Here is an 18,435-nt window from a genome sequence, read left to right as displayed (position 1 = left end):
CGGCCCCTTATTCTTCCACCCGGACTTCACGGAACATGCCGGCTTCCATGTGATACAGGAGGTGGCAGTGATAGGCCCAACGCCCCAGGGCGTCGGCGGTCACGCGATAGCTGCGCCGCGACCCCGGCGGCATGTCGATGGTGTGCTTGCGGACCATGAAATTGCCGTTCTCGTCTTCGAGATCGCTCCATAGCCCATGCAGGTGGATGGGATGGGTCATCATGGTGTCGTTCACGAGCACGATCCTGACCCGCTCGCCGTACTTCAGCACCACGGGTTGCGAATCCGAGAACTTGATGCCGTCGAACGACCAGGCGAATTTCTCCATGTGGCCGGTCAGGTGCAGCTCTATCGTCCGGCCCGGCGCGCGTCCGTCGGGGTCCTCGAAGGTACTGCGCAGGTCGGCATAGGCCAGCACGCGGCGGCCGTTGTCGCGCAGGCCCATGCCGGGGTCGTCCAGCTTGGGCGTGGGAGTCATCGTCTGCATGTCCACCAGGGGGTTGCCCGCTTCCGAGGCGGGATGGGACTGCATGCCGGACATGGCGCCATGATCCATGCCGGCCATGCTGCCATGATCCATCCCCGCCATGCCGCCATGGTCCATGCCCATGTCCTCCATGGCCAGAATCGGCCTGGGATCCAGGGCGGGAACCGGCGCCTGCGCGCCTTCGCGCACGGCCAGCGTACCGCGCGCATACCCGGTGCGGTCCATGGACTGCGCGAAGATGGTGTAGGCCTCGTCCGCGGCAGGCTCGACGATCACGTCGTAGGTCTCCGCCACGGCGATGCGGAACTCGTCCACCGCGATGGGCTTGACATGCTGCCCGTCGGCCGCCACCACGGTCATCTTCAGGCCGGGAATGCGCACGTCGAAATAGGTCATGGCCGAGCCGTTGATGAAGCGCAGGCGGATGCGCTCGCCCGGCTTGAACAGCCCTGTCCAGCCGCCGTCCGGCGCCTGCCCGTTCAACAGATAGGTATAGGTGTACCCGCTGACGTCGGCGATGTCGGTCGGATTCATCCGCATTTCGGCCCACATCTTCCTGTCCGCGACCGTGGCCGACCAGCCCTTTTCCCTGACGTCCCGGAAGAAATCGCCAACGGTGCGCTTGTGGAAGTTGTAGTAGTCGGACTGCTTCTTCAGCGTGCGCATGAGCCGCGCCGGGTCCTCGTCGGTCCAGTCCGACAGCATCACGACGTATTCGCGGTCGTAGGCGAACGGTTCCGGCTCCCTGGCGTCGATGATCAGCGGTCCGTAGACGCCCGACTGCTCCTGGAATCCCGAATGGCTGTGGTACCAGTAGGTGCCGTTCTGGCGCACCTTGAAGGTGTAGACGTACATGCCGTCGGGCGCGATGCCTTCGAAGCTCAGCCCGGGCACGCCGTCCATGTTGGCGGGCAGCAGGATGCCGTGCCAGTGGATGGAGGTGGACGCCTTCAGCTTGTTGCGCACGCGCAAGGTGACGGTGTCGCCTTCGCGCCAGCGCAGCAGCGGCCCCGGTATGCCGCCGTTCACGGTCATTGCGGTGCGGGCGCTCCCGGTGAAATTCACCGGCGTTTCGCCGATCTGCAGGTCGAACTCGGTGCCGGTCAGCACATGAGGGGCGCCCGGCCCGATGGCCGCCCATACGGGCTTGCGCCAGAGTCCCAGCGCGCCCAGTGCGCCGCCCGCGGCCAGGGCGGTGACGAAGGTCCGCCTTGAAGTCTTGATGTGCATGCGATATCCGATGAATCCGGTCAGGCCGCCACTCTAGCCAGCGGCCCCCCACCCCAGCCTGACCCGAAGATTACGTTTGTGTAATGTTGGCTTCAGGCACGGCCCTTCCAGCGCCGCAGCAGCAAGGCGTTGGAGACCACGCTGACGCTGCTCAGCGCCATCGCCGCCCCGGCCAGCACCGGGCTGAGCAGGCCCAGGGCCGCCAGCGGCACGCCGACCACGTTGTAGATGAAGGCCCAGAACAGGTTCTGGCGGATCTTGGCGTAGGTGCGCCGGGAAATGTCGATCGCGTCCCCGACCAGGGCGGGATCGCCGCGCATCAACGTGACGCCCGCGGCATGCATGGCCACGTCGGTGCCGGTCGACATCGCGATCCCCACGTCGGCGGCGGCCAGCGCCGGCGCGTCGTTGATGCCGTCGCCCACCATCGCCACCACGTGGCCTTCGGCCCGCAGCGCGGCAATGGCTTCGGCCTTGTGCTCGGGCAGCACTTCCGCGCGCACGTCGTCCACGCCCAGCGCCTGGCCGATGGCGCGCGCCGCGCCGGCGTTGTCGCCGGTCAACAGCACGCTGCGTATGCCTTGCTCGCGCAGCGACCGCAGCGCCGCATCCGAGGTCGGCTTGAGCGTATCGCCGAAGGCCAGCAGCCCCAGCAGCACGGGCTGGCCGCTCACGCTCGCCACCCACGACACGGTGCGGCCTTCGCCCTGGAGCGCCGCGGCGCGCTGCGCCAGCGGACCGATCTCGACCCCCAGCTCCTGCATGTAGCGGCCGCTGCCCAGGCGCAGTTCGCGCCCGTCCACCGACGCCGCCATGCCGCGCCCGGCCACCGCCCGCGCCTGGGTGGCGGCCGGCACGGTGATGCCCTCGCGGCGCGCCTCGGCCATGACGGCGCGCGCCAGCGGATGTTCGCTGCCCGCCTGCAAGGCGGCGCTGGCGGCCAGCAGGTCGCGGCGCTCGCCCTGCGCCGGTTCGGCGGCGACCAGTTCGGGCTTGCCCTCGGTCAGCGTGCCGGTCTTGTCGAACGCCACGACCTTGACGTTGTGCGCCACTTCCAGCGCCTCCGCGTCCTTGATCAGGATGCCATGGCGGGCCGCCACGCCGGTGCCGGCCATGATGGCCGTGGGCGTGGCCAGTCCCAGCGCGCACGGGCAGGCTATGACCAGGACCGCCACCGCATTCAGGATGGCCAGCTCCCAATCGCCGGTCGCGCCGCCCCAGGCCAGCAGGGTCACGGCGGCGATGGCCACGATCACCGGCACGAATACCTCGCTGACACGGTCTACCAGGCGCTGGATGGGCGCCTTCTTGGCCTGCGCCGACTCGACCAGCCGCACGATGCGGGCCAGCATGGACTCCGCGCCGACGGCGGTGGTGCGGACCACCAGCAGGCCTTCCGCGTTGACCGAGCCGCCCGTGACGCGGTCGCCGTGCTGCTTGTCCACCGGCAGGCTTTCGCCAGTGATGAGCGATTCGTCGATCTGGCTGGCGCCCTCGACCACTTCGCCATCCACCGGCACGCGCTCGCCCGGGCGCACCACGACGAGGTCGCCAGGGTGCACGGACGCGACCGGCACCTCGACCTCGCCGCCCTCGCGCCGCACGCGGGCCACCTCGGGCCGCAGGGCGTTCAGGGCGCGGATCGCCTCGGTGGTCTGCCGCTTGGCGCGGGTTTCCAGCCACTTGCCCAGCAGGACCAGCGTGATCACCACCGCCGAGGCCTCGAAATACAGATGCGTGGCCCCATGGGCGCCATGGCGCAGCAGTTGATAGACGCTCAGGCCGTAGGCGGCGCTGGTACCCAGCGCCACCAGCAGGTCCATGTTGCCGGTGCGTGCTTTCAAGGCCTTCCAGGCACCGCGGTAGAAACGCGCGCCCAGCCAGAACTGCACCGGCGTCGCCAGCGCCCATTGCACCCAGCCGTTGGGCATCCAATGGATGCCGAAAGGCATTAGCAGCATGGGCACGACCAGCGGCAGGGAAAGCGCCCCCGCCAGGGCGATCGGCCACCACGTCGGCAAGCCCGCGGTGGCCGCGTCGGCGACGGGCGCGGACTGCGCGGCAAGGCGCGCCTCGTAGCCGGCCTTCTCCACCGCGCCGATCAGTACCGCCGGATCGACCTTGGAGACCAGCGAGACCCGGGCGGTCTCGGTAGCGAGATTGACCTCGGCGCCGGCCACGCCCGGCACCCGGGCCAGGGCCTTCTCCACCCGCGACACGCACGAGGCGCAGGTCATTCCGCCTATGCTCAGGTCCACCGATCCGGCGGGGATCTCATAACCGGCCTTCTCGACCGCCGCGCGCAGCGTGGCGGCCTGCACCGGGGCATCGGCCTCGACCTCGGCCGTCTCGGTGGCCAGGTTGACGCTCGCGCGCCGCACGCCGGGCACCTGCGACAGGGCACGCTCGACCCGGCCGACGCACGAGGCGCAGGTCATGCCCTCGATGGGCAGGGTCCAGCTTACCGGGGCATCGCCCGGGCCGGCCGCTGCCGGCGTTGACTGTGCACTCATGGTTTCCTCGCGATACTGGGGTAATGCTTCGCAGTATCAAGCTTCCCATGATGGCAAAGTCAAGCGCCGGACCCGGGGCCGGTAACCGGGCCGGTTCAGGCCCCCTCGCCCGCCGCCGACGCCGGTACCGGCCCCAGGGGCTTGCCGCCAGGCCCGTCCATGAAGCTCTGCCAGGGCTCGGGAACGGCCTGGCCGGCGCCCGGCTTGCTGTAGTCGCATACGCCCAGCGGAAACACCGCCTGCAGGCGCGTCCACTGCCCACCGCTGAAGGCCACCGCGAAATCGGCCCGCGCCAGCGGCTTGAGCGCGCACTTCATGATGTCGCTGGCCAGCCCTTCTCCCGCCGCGACGCGGGTATCGCGGAACACCGGCCACTCATCCACGCCGGGACTGTAGACCGCCGCCGCGCCCGAACCGGCCACGCTCGAGGCCGAGGTCGGATCGGCGCCGGTGTTGCAGTAGTCGGGATCGGTGCTCCACGTGGCCGCGTCGGCCCGCCAGCACGCGTCCACCGCGATGGCCGGCTTGTTGGCGATGATCTTCTCGCGCAGCGTCTTGCCGGAAGTATCGGCCTCGATCTTGCCCAGCCATTCGTTCATCGCGTCGAAGCGGCGCGCGGCGTAGTCGGGCGGCGTGGACTTGTAGCGCCAGATGACGTGGTTCGCGTAGTCGCCGTGTTCGCGCAGGATGCGGTTGCGGATCACGTAGCCGCGGAAATCGTAGTGCTCCTCCCGCACGTTGAAGCTGATGGACTGGATGATGGCCACCTCGCCCAGGCGCTGGCCGTGCACGACCCGGCCCGACCGGTGCGCGATTTCCGCCGCGCCGGGATCGGCCGCCATCCGCGCGGGCTGCCATTGGCCGTTGATGTCGTAGCCGCCCACCTGTTCGTTCAGCATCACGAACTGCTCGGGCGATATCTGGCCGCTGTTGACCGCCCGCAGGCCGTACAGGATGCCGATGTTGTCGATCGGGGTCTTGGCATAGCCGGTCGCATCCCGTGGACCGAACACCGCGATGTTGAAATCCTGCAGCGTGCAGCGGATGCCGGTGGTATTGCCGGGCGACCAGACGTTCCAGTGCGTCCCGCAGCCCGCGCCGCCCACGGTGGGATCGAGATAGAACGGCGTGCGTGAAGCCATGTTGGTGTTGGCCGGCCCTTCGCACACCTGATCGTAGACATGGCCGTTGACGTGGGCCTTTTCCATGATGGTGAACGGAAACCCGGCGGTCTTGCGCGCGTCGTAGAACCGCTTGAGCAGCCCGCAGTCGGCGAACTCCCTGCCGGTCGTCCAGGTGTCCTGCCACCCTTGCCCGGGAAGCAGCCCCTGCAGCAGGCCGGGATAGTTCGAGGCATGCAGATGCTGCTGGTGCGCGCCGCCGGAGTCGCCGTCGGCCATGGTGTAGCGGATCTCGCCGTAGTTCTCGGTGATGTATTCCTTGAGCATGATCACCGTTTCGGCCGACGTGATGTCATTGCAATGCGTGCCGTACTGGGTCATCTCGGACGATGCCACCATGAAGCCCCGGCTCAGGGCCACGTCGTCCAGCACGCTGCCCGGATTGCCCTGGGTGCGGCTGTATTCGCAGCCCGACCCGAACTTCCAGTGCAGCTTGCCGTTCCAGGACGCAGGACGGGCATACGGCGTCCAGCCCTTGAGCGGGTCGGCCGGGTTGGCCAGGTAGGCGATGTCGTACTTGCCGCGGTTGACCACGCCGCGCTCGATGCGGACGATGTAGGGCACGGTCTTGCCCTCGTCCGTGGTCGCGCTGGCGATCTCCGACGAGGCCGGGGGATGGGCGGGATCGTAGACGGCGAACCGCCCGGCCGTGGTCCGGTACTGGTAGCGGAACACGGGCGCGGCGATATTGCACTGCTCGTCGAGCGGATCGCCCAGATCGGGGTTGGTCGGCGTCGGCGCCGCGACCTTGGTGGTGCATTCCCAAGAACCGACCTGGGCGCCGGAAATGACCGGCCCGCCATTCGGATGGTTGTTGATCGCGAGATGCGCCGAGGCGCCGTCGTCCGTCCGCGCCACCAGGGTATTGTCACCCTCGGCCAGCCCCTCCACCCGCCCCATGTAGCGGCCGTTCTCGCGCACGGCGAATGCGCTGGTCACATCGCTGCCATTGAGCAGCATGCGGATCTGTTCGAAGCGCGTGGAGGAACCCTCGGGAACCTTGACTTCGACCAGCGCCTGCCCGCCGGACACGAGGTCGGCGCGGTTCCCCAGCACGGAAACCTGCAGGCTCGGCTCGCCTGGCGCCGTGGGGCCGCCGTCGCCCGACGTTCCCCCGTCGCCACCGCCGCAACCCGCCAGCACCGCCGCCAGCGACATGCCGGTCAGCGCAAATGATGCCCTTTTCATTGGAGTCTCCTCATCATCGTTAGCGTTCTTGTGTCACCCACAGCGACCGGATAGTAAGATTTGCCAATCATCGAGGGCATCGCTTTTTTTTGATGGAGTGATCGAATATGCAGATAACCGATCTGAATCTCTCCACACGCCAGGTCCGCGCATTCACGGCCCTGGCCGAGCACAGGAACTTCACGCGCGCCGCCGAGCAATGTCATTTGTCCCAGTCGGCATTCAGCAGCCTGATCCGCACGCTGGAAGACTCGCTTGGCGTCCGGCTGTTCGATCGCGACACGCGCCGCGTCGAGTTGACGCCCGAAGGCCGGTTGTTTCTGGGAGGCGCCACGCGCGTGCTGGCCAGCCTGCGCGACGCGCTCGAGGACCTGGGCGAGCACGCCACCGGCCGGCGCGGCCGCGCCGGCGTCGCCGCGCTGCCCTCGCTCGCGGCCGGCTGGATGCCCGGAGTGCTGGCGGCGTTCCACCAGGAATACCCAGGCATCCAGGTGGACGTCGCGGACGTCCTGTCCGAAAGCTGCATAGAATTCGTGCGCAGCGGCCGGGCCGACTTCGCCCTGGCCTCGATGCGCTCCGTCGGGCCGGACCTGCAGGCGGACCCGTTCTGCCGCGACGGCTTCTACCTCGTCTGCCGCAAGGACCACCCCTTGTCGCGCCGGCGGCGGCTCACGCTCCCGGCGCTCAGCGGCGAGCCCTTCATCCATCTGGCCCAGGACAGCAGCGTGCGCCAGCACATCGAGGCGGCCATCCATCCGGCCAAGATGAACGGCATGATGGAGCTGGACCAGTTGAGCACGGTGGCCGGCATGGTGCGGGCCGGCCTGGGGATCACCGTCGTGCCGGCGTTGACGCTGTTCCACTTCGACAGCGACGACCTGACCGCGCTGCCGGTCGAGACGCCGGGGCTGACGCGCGAGGTCTTCGTCATCCGGCGCCGCGACCGCAGCCTGTCCATAGGCGCCCAGGCGCTGCTTGCTTTCATGATGCAACGCCGGCCGCAGCCCGGGGAAAAGCGGGGAAGCCGGCGCGCGGCGGCGCCCGCGCGGGTGCGGAGCCGGTAATCGATTTTTTCCATCAGTCATCCCAAATAATCCATTTCCCGGAATACTCCAGGCGCCCCTATCGTGTCGCTCATCCGCGGGTCCCGATCCGGACCCGCCTCCACGACCATGACCGGGTGTGCATGCATTCATCTTCTACGTCCGCCGCGCCGAGCCTGCACATCGGCGCCGGCGCGGGTTTTTCCGGAGACCGCTGGGATGCCGCCGTCCCCGTGGTCCGTACCCTGCTTGCGCACGACGGCCCTCGCGCCCTGATTTTCGAGACTCTGGCCGAACGCACCCTGGCGCTGGCGCAATTGCGGCGCAGGCAGGACCCGGACTCGGGCTGGGAGCCTTCCCTTGAGCATTTCGTTGCCCCCGTCCTGGCCGATTGCGTACGCGGCGGCATCCCCATCATCGGCAACTTCGGCGCGGCCAACCCCCGCGGCGCGGCGCGGCAACTGCAACGGCTGGCCTCATCCCTTGGCCTGCCCGCGCTGCGCGTGGCCATCGTCAACGGCGACGATCTGCTGACGGCGCTTACCGCCGACCAGATGCGCGCGCTGCTCGATCAATCTTCGATCGAACGCCCCCTGGTCAGCGCGAACGCCTACCTGGGCGCCCGTGAAATCGCCGCGGCGCTGCGAGCCGGCGCGCAGGTGGTGGTGACCGGCAGGGTCGCGGATCCCGCGCTGGCGCTCGGCCCCATGCTCGCCCATTTCGACTGGCCCGAAGACGATTGGGATCGTCTGGCCGCGGGCACCATGGCCGGACACATCCTCGAATGCGGCGGACAGGTATGCGGCGGCTATTTCGCCGATCCCGGCTTCAAGGACGTGCCCGATCTGGCCGAACTCGGTTTTCCCATCATCGAGATGCACGAGGACGGACGCTTCGTCGTCACGAAGGCCGCGCACACCGGCGGTTGCGTGGATCGCCGGACCGTCGTCGAGCAATTGCTGTACGAGATCCACGACCCCGGCGCCTATCTGACGCCCGACGTGGTGGCCGACATCACCGAGGCCGAGGTGCGCGAGATCGGTGCCGACCGGGTGGAAATCACCGGCGTGCGGGGCCACGCGCGGCCCGCCACCCTCAAGGCCACGCTTTGCTACGAGGGCCCGTGGCTGGCGGAAGGAGAAATCTCCTATGCCGGCCCCAATGCGGCGGCGCGCGCCGCGCTGGCGGCCGACGTCGTGCGCAAGCGCCTGCATGGGCTCGGCCTGGGAGATCTGAAGATGCGCGCCGACTTCATCGGCGTCGCCAGCGTATTCGGCGACGACAAGGGGCACTGGACAACCGCGGCGGATGTCCCGGCCTCGCCGGCGGACGACTTGCGGCTGCGCATCGCGGCGGCGGCCGCGACCCGCCTGGACGCCGAGCGGGTCGCGCGCGAAGTGCTGGCTCTGTACACCTGCGGACCGGCCGGCGGCGGCGGCGTGCGCACGGCCGTCACGCCTCGGCTGGGCAGCGGCTCGTGCCTGGTACCACGCGAGTGGCTGGCGCCGACCTGGGAGTTCGCCGCATGAAAGATACGATGAACCCCCGCACGATTCTCCTGCACAGACTGGCCCACGCCCGCACCGGCGACAAAGGCAATCGCGCCTCCATCAGCGTCATCGCCTACGATCCCGCCCACTGGCCGCTGCTGGTCGAGCAGGTCACCGAGGCCCGCGTGGCCCGCCTCTTCGCTTCGCGCTCGCCCACTCAGGTCAAGCGCTACCTGCTGCCGCGCCTGGCGGCCATGAACTTCGTGCTGGACGATGTGCTCGACGGCGGCGTCAACGATTCGCTGAACCTCGACACGCACGGGAAGACGCTTTCCAGCCTGCTATTGACGCTTCCCATTTCCATCGACAATAAGGAGGAGACATCATGAACACCCATCGCCGCCGGCACCTTGCCACGCTCGGCCTCGCGCTACTGGGCGCCTGGGGCACGAGCGCCCAGGCCTTTCCCGACAAACCCATCACCTTCGTCGTGCCCTTCGCCGCCGCCAGCGCCACCGACCAGATCGCGCGGGCGCTCGGCCAGGCCGTTTCGGAAGCAAGCGGACAGCCGGTGGTGATCGAGAACAAGCCGGGCGCCAACTCCTTCATCGGCGCCCAGGCCGTGGCCCGCGCCAAGAATGACGGCTACACGGTGCTGATCACGACCAACACCACCCATGCGGCCAACGAGCACCTGTTCAAGAAACTGCCCTACGACCCCGTCAAGGACTTCGAACCGGTGACGCTGCTCGGCAAGGGCGGGCAGATCATGGTCGTGCCGCCCAGCCTGCCCGTCAAGGACGTGAAGGAGTTCATCGCGCTGGCGAAGGCCCAGGCCGGCAAGCTATCGTTCGGCTTCGGAAGCTCGTCCAGCCGGGTGGCCGGAGAACTCTTCAAGCAATTGACGGGCACGGAAATCGTGTCGGTGCCCTACCGCAGCAACCCCATGGGCATCACCGACCTGCTGGGCGGGCAGATCCAGGTCATGTGGACCGACATGACGACCGGCCTGCCCCAGGTCAAGAGCGGCAACCTGAAAGCGCTCGGCGTCACGACCTCCACGCGCAGCCCGCTCGCGCCCGACGTGCCGACCATCGCGGAATCGGGCGTGCCCGGCTACGAGTCGACCTACTGGTTCGCGGCCTACGTGCCCGCCGGCACGTCCGAGGCGATCGTGAACCGCCTGAACCAGTTGCTGGTGACCGCGGCCAAGACGCCGACGGCGGCGAAGTTCTACGGCCCTACCGGCACCGAGCGGGTGACCAGCACGCCCGACGAACTGCGCCGCTTCCAGGCCGCCGAATCGCAGAAGTGGGCGCAGATCATCGCCAAGGCGGGCATCCAGAAGGAGTGATGCACGCGCGCGTCGGACTCGGCTGCCGCCTTTACAACAGCGGCAGCTTGTCCTCGTCGTCCCGCGGCCGGATCCCTTCGGGCAGCTCGTTGAGCCGCGGCGCGGGCGGCAGGCCCGTCGCCTCCAGGATCTCTTTCTCGTCCAGCGTCTCGCGCTCCAGCAGCGCCCGCACCAGCGCGTCCAGCTGGCCGCGATGCTCGCGCAGCAGGCCCAGCGCGCGATCGTGGCAGCCGTGGATGATTTTCTGCACCTCGTCGTCCACGGCGCGGGCCGTTTCCTCGCTGTATGGCAGGCTGCTGCCCGCGCCGCCCAGATAGGGGTTCTGGCGCGGCGCCAGTTGCACCATGCCGAGCCGGTCGCTCATGCCCCAGCGCATGACCATGTTGCGCGCCAGGTTCGACGCCTGCTCGATGTCGCTCTCGGCGCCGGTGGTGCGGGTGCCGTAGACCACTTCCTCGGCCGCCCTGCCGCCCAGCATGCCCACGATGCGCGCCAGCAGATAGGCTTCGGGATAGTTGTAGCGGTCGGTTTGCGGACGCTGGTAGGTCACGCCCAGGGCCTGGCCGCGCGGCACGATGGTGACCCGGTGCACCGGGTCGGCGCCCGGCACCAGCAGCCCCAGGATGGCGTGGCCGCCCTCGTGGTAGGCGATCCGTTCGCGGTCCGCGTGGCTCAGGATCAGCGGCCGCTCGGGGCCCAGCACGATCTTCTCGAGCGCATCGTTGAAGTCCTTCTTGTGCACCTGGTCCTGGTCGCGGCGGGCCGCCAGCAGGGCCGCCTCGTTCACCAGGTTCTTCAGGTCGGCGCCCGACAGGCCCGGCGTGGTCGAGGCCAGCTCCGGCAGGTCCACGTCTCCGGCCAGCGGTGTCTTGCGCGTATGGACCTTCAGGATGGCCTCGCGGCCGTTCTTGTCCGGCAGGTTGACCACCACGCGCCGGTCGAAGCGGCCCGGCCGCAGCAAGGCCTTGTCCAGTACGTCGGGCTGGTTGGTGGCGGCCAGCACGATGACGCCCTCGCGCCCCGAGAACCCGTCCATCTCGGTCAGGATCTGGTTCAGGGTCTGTTCCTGCTCGCTGGAGCCGCCTATCGCGACCTGGCCGCGCGCGCGGCCGATGGAGTCGATCTCGTCGATGAAGATGATGGACGGCCCCTGCTCGCGCGCCTGCTTGAACAGGTCACGCACCCGCGCCGCGCCCACGCCCACGATCATCTCGACGAACTCGGCCGCGCTCATGGAGAAGAACGGCACGCCGGCCTCGCCCGCCACGGCCTTGGCCAGCAGCGTCTTGCCGGTACCCGGCGCCCCCACCAGCAGCACGCCCTTGGGGGCCGAGCCGCCCAGGCGCGTGTACTTGGCCGGGTTCTTCAGGAAGTCGACCACCTCGACCAGTTCGTTCTCGGCCTCGTCGATGCCGGCCACGTCCTCGAAGGTGACTTTTTCGCCGCCCTCCAGGTCGTAGCGGCGCGCCTTGCTCTTGCCCAGCCCGAACATGCTGCCGCCCATGCCGCCCTGCCGCGCGGCGCGCCGGTACAGCCAGACGTAGAACGCGATGATGAAGATGGCCGGCCCGAAACCGAAGATCAGCGTGGTCAGCCAGTTGCCGCTCTGGATGGGCTCGGCGCTGATCTCCACCTTGTGCTCGATCAGGAATTGCTCGAAGCCCGGCCCCACGAATACCGGCAGCGTGCTTTCGAAGGTCGTGGACGTGCGCGGCTGCTGAGCCCGCGCGCCGGCCTTGGCGGGCGCCTCGGCGGCGGCCGTGGGCCAGGTGACGGCCTTGACGAAGCGGCCTTCGATGCGCTCGCCCTGGCTGTAGATGGCGGTGACGTTGCCCTTGGCCACCTCTTCCTTGAAGACCGTGTACGGCACGGTGATGGGCGCGTCGGCGCCGCCGCCCGACAAGTAGCGCGCCAGGAAGTAGTTGACCAGCAGTACCGCCAGGAAGATCAGCCACATCCGGCGCGGCGGCATGGACATCTGGCCGCCCGCGCCGCGGCCGTCGGGCCGTCCGCCCTTGCCTGCGGCGCTGTTCGCGGGTTTCTTCGGCTCTTGCTGGCTCGGCCACTTCATGGCGTCCCCTCCCTGTGTCGATCGGCTGCCGCCAAGCATACTCCTCCGGTACGGTTTTCCCTGCGTGCGCGCGCCTGGGCAACGATCACGTCGCGAAAGGCCTGCACCGCGGGCGCGGCCGGCTGTCCACGGCGCCAGATCAGGCCGACCTGCCGCCCCAGCACGGGCTCGACCAGGTCCACACTGGCCAGGCCCTGGCCCGCCGAACCGGACAACGCGTGCTTGGGCACCGCGCCCACGCCCACCCCGGCCTGGATCAGGCTGAGCAGCGCCGGCACGTGCAGCACTTCGCCTATCCATTTGGGGCGCGCGGCCAGATGGGCCAGCCCCTGGTCGATCAGCAGACGGTTGCCGCCCCCGGCGGCCAGCCCGATGCATTCCACGTCGGCCAGTTCCTTCCAGCGCACGCGCCGGCGCCGGGCCAGCGGATGATCCGGCCGGCAGGCCAGGACGAAAGGCTCGCTCGCCAGTTCCTCGAACTCCAGGTCGGGTTCGCGCGTGCCAAGGTAGCTGATGCCGAAATCGGCGTCCGAGCGCGAGACCGACAACAGCACGTCGGGCGCCGGCTGGTCCAGCACCCGCAGCCGGATGCGCGGAAAACGGGCGTGGAAAATGCTGGCGGCCCGCGCGACGAAGTTGTCCACGGCCGACGGGATGCATGCCACCGTGACCAGTCCGCGTATGCGTTCCGACAATTCGGTCATGCCCAGCAGCGCGCCCTCGAGTTCGGACAGCACGTGCTGGGCGCGCGGCAGGAACGACCGGCCCATGGCGTTGAGTTCGACCTTGCGGGTACTGCGCTCGAACAGCCGCATGCCCAGCGCCTGTTCCAGCTTGTCGACCCGGCGCGACAGCGCCGGCTGGGACACGTGCAGGGCCTGCGCCGCGGCGCGGAAGCTGGCCAGTTGCGCCACCGTCACGAAGGCTCGCAGGTCCGACAGATCGAAATTCATACGATTACCGTATCAATTGAAAGGATTTTTGCAATTTACAGCAGGAACGGGATGGATGACGATGCCGGCAAGGCACCGATGAGTGCCTTGCAGAACATTTTCGGAGGCACTTCCATGAAGCGACGCTTCATACTCCTGGCCGGCGCAGCCGCGACGGCCGGCGCACTGGCATCCACCGCGGCCCGGGCCGACGAGGCCTGGCCCCAGCGCCCGATCACGCTGGTTGTCCCCTTCGCCGCCGGCGGCGGCACCGACAGCATCGCCCGCGACATCGCCAAGCAGATGAGCGATCAGCTGCGCCAGCCCGTGGTGGTGGAAAACCGCGGCGGAGGCGGCGGCTCCCTGGGCGCCAACGCGGTCGCCAAGGCGCGGCCCGACGGCTACACCGTGTTGTTCGCGACCTCCACCTTCGCCACCAACGCCGCCTTCGAGCCCAAGCTGCCGTACGATCCGGAGCGCGACTTCGCCCCGGTTGCCATGATCGGCCGCGGCCCCCTGCTGCTGGTGACCAGCAAGCAGCTCGGCGCCACCACGGTGCCGCAGTTGCTGGCCGCCGCGCGCGGCCGCGCCGAGGGCCTGAATTTCTGCTCGGCCGGCCCGGGCAGCATCAACCACCTGGCCGGCGAACTGTTCCGCCAGCAGACCGGGGCGGCCATGACCCACGTGCCGTTCAAGGGCAGCGCCCCCGCCAGCATGGAACTGCTGGCCGGACGCGTGGACGTGTTCTTCGCGACGGTGCCGACCATCCTGCCGCACATCAAGGAAAACAAGCTGAACCTGCTGGCCGTGACCAGCGACAAGCGCTCGGCCCTGTTTCCCGAGGTTCCCACCCTGGCCGAGGCGGGGGTAAAAGGCTATGACGTGACCACCTGGTGGGGCGTGCTGGCTCCCGCCGCAACAAAGCCCGCCGTGGTGCAGGCGCTGAACAAGGCGGTGATCGCCGCCGCCTCGGCCGCGCCCGTGCAGGAACGGCTGCGCCATGAAGGCGCGACGCCGCTGGCGCTCAGCCCCGCCGCCTTCGGCGAGGAACTGCGCAAGGAACTGGCGCTGTGGCGCGGCGTCGTCGCCAAACCCGGCATGCAACTGCAATGACCGCGCCGGCCAAGAAGATCACCACGAGACTTTTTCCATGACTGCTATTTCCGCCTTGTCCCGCCGCGACTTCGCCCGGCTCGGCGCGGCCACCGCCATGCTGGCGGCCAGCGGCGCCGGCCGCGCCGCCGGCTCCTATCCGACCAAGCCCGTCACGGTCATCGTGCCCTACGCCCCGGGCGGCCAGGGCGACGTGTTCGCCCGCCTGCTGTCCCAGGACCTGGGGCAGGCGCTGGGACAATCGGTCATCGTCGAGAACCGGCCCGGCGCCAGCGGCGCGCTGGGCACCCGGCAGGTCGTGCGCGCCGATCCCGACGGTCACACGCTGCTGCTGGGCCAGACCGGCGAAATCGCCATCAACGGCTTCGCCATGAAGAGCCCCGGCTACGACACGCTCAAGGACCTGCGCGCAATCGCCCTGGTCGGCAACGCGCCGCTGGTGCTCGCCGTGCCGCAGAACTCCCCCTACGGCAGCGTAGAGGCGCTGCTGCGGGCGGCGCGCGACAAGCCCGGCAGCGTCGCCTACGCGTCCTCGGGCGCCGCCACGCCCGGCCACCTGGCGGCCGCGGCGATGGCCGCCCGCTCGAAGGCCGACATGACCCACATTCCGTACAAGGGCGCGGGCCAGGCGATCTCGGACCTCATCGGCGGACAGGTGCAGTGCTTCTTCGCCAGCGCCTCGTCGATCATGCCGCACATCCAGGGCGGACGGGTGCGCGCGCTGGCCGTCTCGTCGCTGGAGCCGGTCGCGGCGCTGGCCGGCGTGCCGACCGTCGCGCAAACCCTGCCCGGCTTCGAGTTCAGCCTGTGGGGCGGCTATTTCGCGCCGGCCGCAACAAAGTCCGCGATCGTCGAACTGCTGGCCGGACACATCAACCGCATCGTCCAGAAACCCGAGCTGCGCGGCCGCTTCGAAGCGGAAGGCAGCGCGGTCGATCCGATGACGCCCGAGCGCTTCGGCAAATTCGTGCGCGCGGAAATGGACAAATACGCGGCCCTGGTCAAGAGCACCCAGGCACGCATCGACTAACCAACCTATCCCCTCTTTCCTTCCTGGCTGGAACATCATGAAAATCATCGTACTTCCCGGCGACGGCATCGGCCCCGAGACCATGGCCGCGACCGTCGAGGTGCTGCGCGCGGCGTCGCAGCGCTTCGGTTTCGAGCTTGCGCTGGAACACGACGTCGCGGGCCACGACAGCCTGCGGCGCCACGGCGCCACGGTCACCCAGGCGCTGCTGGACAAGGTTCGCGCCGCCGACGGCCTGATGCTCGGCCCGATGGCGACCTTCGACTTCAAGGACGAAAGCAAGGGCGAGATCAATCCGTCGATGTTCTTCCGCAAGGAACTCGACCTGTACGCCAACATCCGCCCGTCGCGCACCTGGCAGGGCGTGCCGCACAAGGTCGATGCCTTCGACCTCGTGGTCGTGCGCGAGAACACCGAGGGCTTCTACGCCGACCGCAACATCGCCTCGGGCGGCAGCGAGATGCTGATCACCGAGGACGTGGTGGTGTCGCTGCGCCGCATCACGCGCCTGTGCTGCGCCCGCATCGCCCGCGCCGCCTTCGAGCTGGCGCGCGCCCGCCGCAAACACGTCAGCATCGTCCACAAGGCCAACGTGCTCAAGATCGGCGACGGCATGTTCATCGACGAATGCCACAAGGCCGCCCGGGACTTTCCCGACGTGACCGTGGACGACTTCATCGTCGATGCGATGATGGCGCACGTGGTCCGCGCCCCGCAGCGTTTCGACGTCATCGTCACCACCAACATGTTCGGCGACATCCTGTCGGACCTGACCGCCGAACTGTCCGGCAGCCTGGGACTGGGCGGTTCGCTCAACATGGGCGCGCGCTACGCGATGGGCCAGGCCGCGCACGGCTCGGCGCCCGACATCGCCGACCAGGACATCGCCAACCCGTTCTCGCTGATCCTGTCGGCCGGCCAGTTGCTGGACTGGCACGGCCGCCGCACGAACCAGCCCGCCTACGTCGCCGCGGCCGATGCCATCGCGCGCACCGCCGCCATTGTCGTCGAAGCCGGGGAATCCACGCGCGACGTGGGCGGCAACCTGGGCACCGCCGCGACCGGCCGCGCCTTCGCCAAGCGGCTGCTGGAGGCCTAGACGTGGACCTGGCGTGCGATTGCCATACCCACGTGATCGGCGCCGCCGCGTCCTATCCCATGGTCGCGGATCGCCACTACACGCCGGGCCCGGTCTCGGCCGCCCAGTTGCGCCGCCACCTGGAACAAACCGGCATGGCGCGCGTGGTCATCGTGCAGCCCAGCGTCTACGGCACCGATAACCGCTGCCTGCTCGACGCCTTGGCGGACATGGATGGACGGGCCCGCGGGATCGCGGTGATCGATGACGGCTTCACCTCCGCGCAAGTGCGGGCGCTGCACGACGGCGGCGTGCGGGGTGTGCGTGTCAACCTGGAAAGCGCCGGCCTGCACGACATCGGCGCGGCGGAACGGGCGCTTGCCGCCGTCGCCGCGCAGGTGGCCGATCTGGGCTGGCATGTGCAGCTGTATGCCGCCCATGGCGTGATCGCGGCGCTGGCGCCCCGGCTGGCCGCGCTGCCCTGCCCCGTGGTCCTGGACCATTTCGCCATGGCGCCCTGGTCGCCCGAGGCCGCCGCGGCCCTGGCCGGCCTGCTGCGCTCGGGGCGGGTCCACCTGAAACTGTCCGCGCCCTATCGGCTGGCGGCCCCCGAAGACGCCGCCCGCTGGGCCCAGGCACTGTGCCGGGAGGTCCCGTCCGCCCTGCTATGGGGCAGCGACTGGCCGCACACCGCCCGCGCGCCCGGCAAGGCGGCGCACGAAGTCAGTCCGTATCGCCCGATCGGCCCGGGCCGCCTGCTGGACGATCTGGCGCGCTGGCTGCCGACGCCCGAACTGCGTCAGGCTGTCCTGGCGGACAATCCCGACCGGCTGTATTGGCGCTGACGCCGCCGCCCCGCAGGGCCTGGCGGATCACGTCCACATTCGCGCGCAGCCGCTCGTCGCCGGGAGCCCTCCTCAGGGCTTCCCGGGCATGCGCCAGCGCCTCGTCGCCGCGGCCCAGCCGCCAGTTGGCGATGGCCGCGAGATCGTGCGGCAGCGCGCCATGGCACACCGGATCGTTCATGTAGCCGTCGGGTTCGCCCGCCAGCGACAGCCCCCGGATCGCCGCCGCCCGGCACTCGGCCCATTCACCGCGCCGGTAGCGGATGTCGGCCAGCGTGACCCAGGGCTCGCGGCGCTCCGGGCATTCGGCCGCGGCGCGCAGCGTCCAGTCCAGGCCATCGCGCCCCTGGACCATCTCGCACTTGGCCAGGTACAGCATGCTGGCCGACCGCTCGGGCCGGAAAAGGTTGCCCGGCAGGGCCAGGTAGCGCTCGAACTCGCGCGCCGCGTCCTGGTGGCGACCGGCGTGGAACAGCTCGCGCGCATGGTAGTGCGCCATGCGCGGGTCGTGGGGTTCCTCGGCCGCCGCGGCGGCCAGCAGCGGCAGGTAGGAGCCGCGCGGCTTGGCGCGATCGGGATGGTGCTCGACGCGCATGCCGGGCACGAGCACGCCTTGCTCGGCGATGCGGTCGGGATAGATGCCTTCATGGCAGGCGTGGCGCCACCGGTAGCCGTGACGGGCGTGGATGCGGTTGTTCAGGAAGCGTATCGCCGGGCTGCCGTCCGCATGGAAGGCAGACACGAAATCGTAGTGCGCGCGTGTGGTGCCCGACACCCAGGCCGCCTCCAGGGCCGGCCGCCAGCCCGGGCTCAGGATCTCGTCCAGGTCCAGCGACACGCACACGTCCACATCCCCCGGCACCAGCGCCAGCGCGGCGTT

The 18,435-nt window shown here is 69.3% G+C and carries 13 protein-coding genes; 8 read left to right on the top strand and 5 right to left on the bottom strand.

Annotated features, from left to right (window positions below; genetic code table 11):
• Positions 1-7: 7 nt before the first annotated feature.
• The 3 genes from EGT29_RS11630 to EGT29_RS11620 form a co-directional block, all read right to left on the bottom strand.
• A complete protein-coding gene (locus EGT29_RS11630) occupies positions 8-1,717 on the bottom strand; it encodes a copper resistance system multicopper oxidase (RefSeq protein ID WP_124689144.1) in 1,710 nt (569 codons plus the stop codon).
• 92 nt (positions 1,718-1,809) lie between these two features.
• Entirely contained in the window at positions 1,810-4,230 is a 2,421-nt protein-coding gene (locus tag EGT29_RS11625; RefSeq protein WP_124689143.1) for a heavy metal translocating P-type ATPase, read from the bottom strand.
• A gap of 95 nt (positions 4,231-4,325) precedes the next feature.
• Positions 4,326-6,599, bottom strand: coding sequence for a DUF6351 family protein (locus EGT29_RS11620; protein WP_124689142.1), 2,274 nt, complete (start codon positions 6,597-6,599; stop codon positions 4,326-4,328).
• Between the two features lie 107 nt (positions 6,600-6,706).
• Between EGT29_RS11620 and EGT29_RS11615 the strand changes: the two genes are divergently transcribed.
• The 4 genes from EGT29_RS11615 (at position 6,707) to EGT29_RS11600 (ending at position 10,486) form a co-directional block, all read left to right on the top strand.
• The gene (locus EGT29_RS11615) at positions 6,707-7,663 is read left to right on the top strand and encodes a LysR family transcriptional regulator (protein WP_238160376.1); all 957 of its coding nucleotides are present in this window, start codon (positions 6,707-6,709) and stop codon (positions 7,661-7,663) included.
• A 122-nt stretch (positions 7,664-7,785) separates the two neighbouring features.
• A complete protein-coding gene (locus EGT29_RS11610; RefSeq protein ID WP_124689141.1) occupies positions 7,786-9,171 on the top strand; it encodes an acyclic terpene utilization AtuA family protein in 1,386 nt (461 codons plus the stop codon).
• A complete protein-coding gene (locus tag EGT29_RS11605) occupies positions 9,168-9,521 on the top strand; it encodes a hypothetical protein (protein WP_192901810.1) in 354 nt (117 codons plus the stop codon). The genes EGT29_RS11610 and EGT29_RS11605 overlap by 4 nt, the downstream gene beginning before the upstream one ends.
• Positions 9,518-10,486, top strand: coding sequence for a tripartite tricarboxylate transporter substrate binding protein (locus tag EGT29_RS11600; protein ID WP_124689140.1), 969 nt, complete (start codon positions 9,518-9,520; stop codon positions 10,484-10,486). Before EGT29_RS11605 ends, EGT29_RS11600 begins: the two co-directional genes overlap by 4 nt.
• Before the next feature lie 31 nt (positions 10,487-10,517).
• Here the strand turns inward: EGT29_RS11600 and ftsH are convergent, their stop codons facing one another.
• Positions 10,518-12,557, bottom strand: coding sequence for an ATP-dependent zinc metalloprotease FtsH (ftsH, locus tag EGT29_RS11595; RefSeq protein ID WP_124689139.1), 2,040 nt, complete (start codon positions 12,555-12,557; stop codon positions 10,518-10,520).
• Positions 12,554-13,510, bottom strand: coding sequence for a LysR family transcriptional regulator (locus tag EGT29_RS11590; RefSeq protein ID WP_124689138.1), 957 nt, complete (start codon positions 13,508-13,510; stop codon positions 12,554-12,556). Before EGT29_RS11590 ends, ftsH begins: the two co-directional genes overlap by 4 nt.
• Positions 13,511-13,624: 114 nt before the next feature.
• On the opposite strand from EGT29_RS11590, the gene EGT29_RS11585 reads away from it, so the two are divergent.
• Genes EGT29_RS11585 through EGT29_RS11570 form a run of 4 tightly spaced genes read left to right on the top strand, consistent with a single transcriptional unit; the run spans position 13,625 to position 17,555 of the window.
• Entirely contained in the window at positions 13,625-14,602 is a 978-nt protein-coding gene (locus EGT29_RS11585; RefSeq protein WP_124689137.1) for a tripartite tricarboxylate transporter substrate binding protein, read from the top strand.
• Between the two features lie 37 nt (positions 14,603-14,639).
• Positions 14,640-15,632, top strand: coding sequence for a tripartite tricarboxylate transporter substrate binding protein (locus tag EGT29_RS11580; protein WP_124689136.1), 993 nt, complete (start codon positions 14,640-14,642; stop codon positions 15,630-15,632).
• A gap of 37 nt (positions 15,633-15,669) precedes the next feature.
• Positions 15,670-16,731 (top strand): isocitrate/isopropylmalate dehydrogenase family protein, encoded by a 1,062-nt coding sequence (locus EGT29_RS11575; protein ID WP_124689135.1) that lies wholly within the window; start codon positions 15,670-15,672, stop codon positions 16,729-16,731.
• A gap of 2 nt (positions 16,732-16,733) precedes the next feature.
• Positions 16,734-17,555 carry an amidohydrolase gene (locus EGT29_RS11570; protein ID WP_238160375.1) on the top strand — a complete coding sequence of 274 codons (822 nt, stop codon included), beginning with the start codon at positions 16,734-16,736 and terminating at the stop codon, positions 17,553-17,555.
• The last annotated feature ends 880 nt before the right edge of the window (positions 17,556-18,435 follow it).

It is taken from the genome of Pigmentiphaga sp. H8 (genome assembly GCF_003854895.1).
GTDB lineage: Bacteria > Pseudomonadota > Gammaproteobacteria > Burkholderiales > Burkholderiaceae_B > Pigmentiphaga.
Note: the sequence above shows the minus strand (reverse complement) of the source record. Positions and strands in the feature narration are given on the sequence as shown.

Bases quoted from the DNA above. Each gene is read 5' to 3' on its own strand.
- EGT29_RS11630 (WP_124689144.1), bottom strand. From the start codon at position 1,717: ATGCACATCAAGACTTCAAGGCGGACCTTCGTCACCGCCCTGGCCGCG.
- EGT29_RS11625 (WP_124689143.1), bottom strand. From the start codon at position 4,230: ATGAGTGCACAGTCAACGCCGGCAGCGGCCGGCCCGGGCGATGCCCCG.
- EGT29_RS11620 (WP_124689142.1), bottom strand. From the start codon at position 6,599: ATGAAAAGGGCATCATTTGCGCTGACCGGCATGTCGCTGGCGGCGGTG.
- EGT29_RS11615 (WP_238160376.1), top strand. From the start codon at position 6,707: ATGCAGATAACCGATCTGAATCTCTCCACACGCCAGGTCCGCGCATTC.
- EGT29_RS11610 (WP_124689141.1), top strand. From the start codon at position 7,786: ATGCATTCATCTTCTACGTCCGCCGCGCCGAGCCTGCACATCGGCGCC.
- EGT29_RS11605 (WP_192901810.1), top strand. From the start codon at position 9,168: ATGAAAGATACGATGAACCCCCGCACGATTCTCCTGCACAGACTGGCC.
- EGT29_RS11600 (WP_124689140.1), top strand. From the start codon at position 9,518: ATGAACACCCATCGCCGCCGGCACCTTGCCACGCTCGGCCTCGCGCTA.
- ftsH (WP_124689139.1), bottom strand. From the start codon at position 12,557: ATGAAGTGGCCGAGCCAGCAAGAGCCGAAGAAACCCGCGAACAGCGCC.
- EGT29_RS11590 (WP_124689138.1), bottom strand. From the start codon at position 13,510: ATGAATTTCGATCTGTCGGACCTGCGAGCCTTCGTGACGGTGGCGCAA.
- EGT29_RS11585 (WP_124689137.1), top strand. From the start codon at position 13,625: ATGAAGCGACGCTTCATACTCCTGGCCGGCGCAGCCGCGACGGCCGGC.
- EGT29_RS11580 (WP_124689136.1), top strand. From the start codon at position 14,640: ATGACTGCTATTTCCGCCTTGTCCCGCCGCGACTTCGCCCGGCTCGGC.
- EGT29_RS11575 (WP_124689135.1), top strand. From the start codon at position 15,670: ATGAAAATCATCGTACTTCCCGGCGACGGCATCGGCCCCGAGACCATG.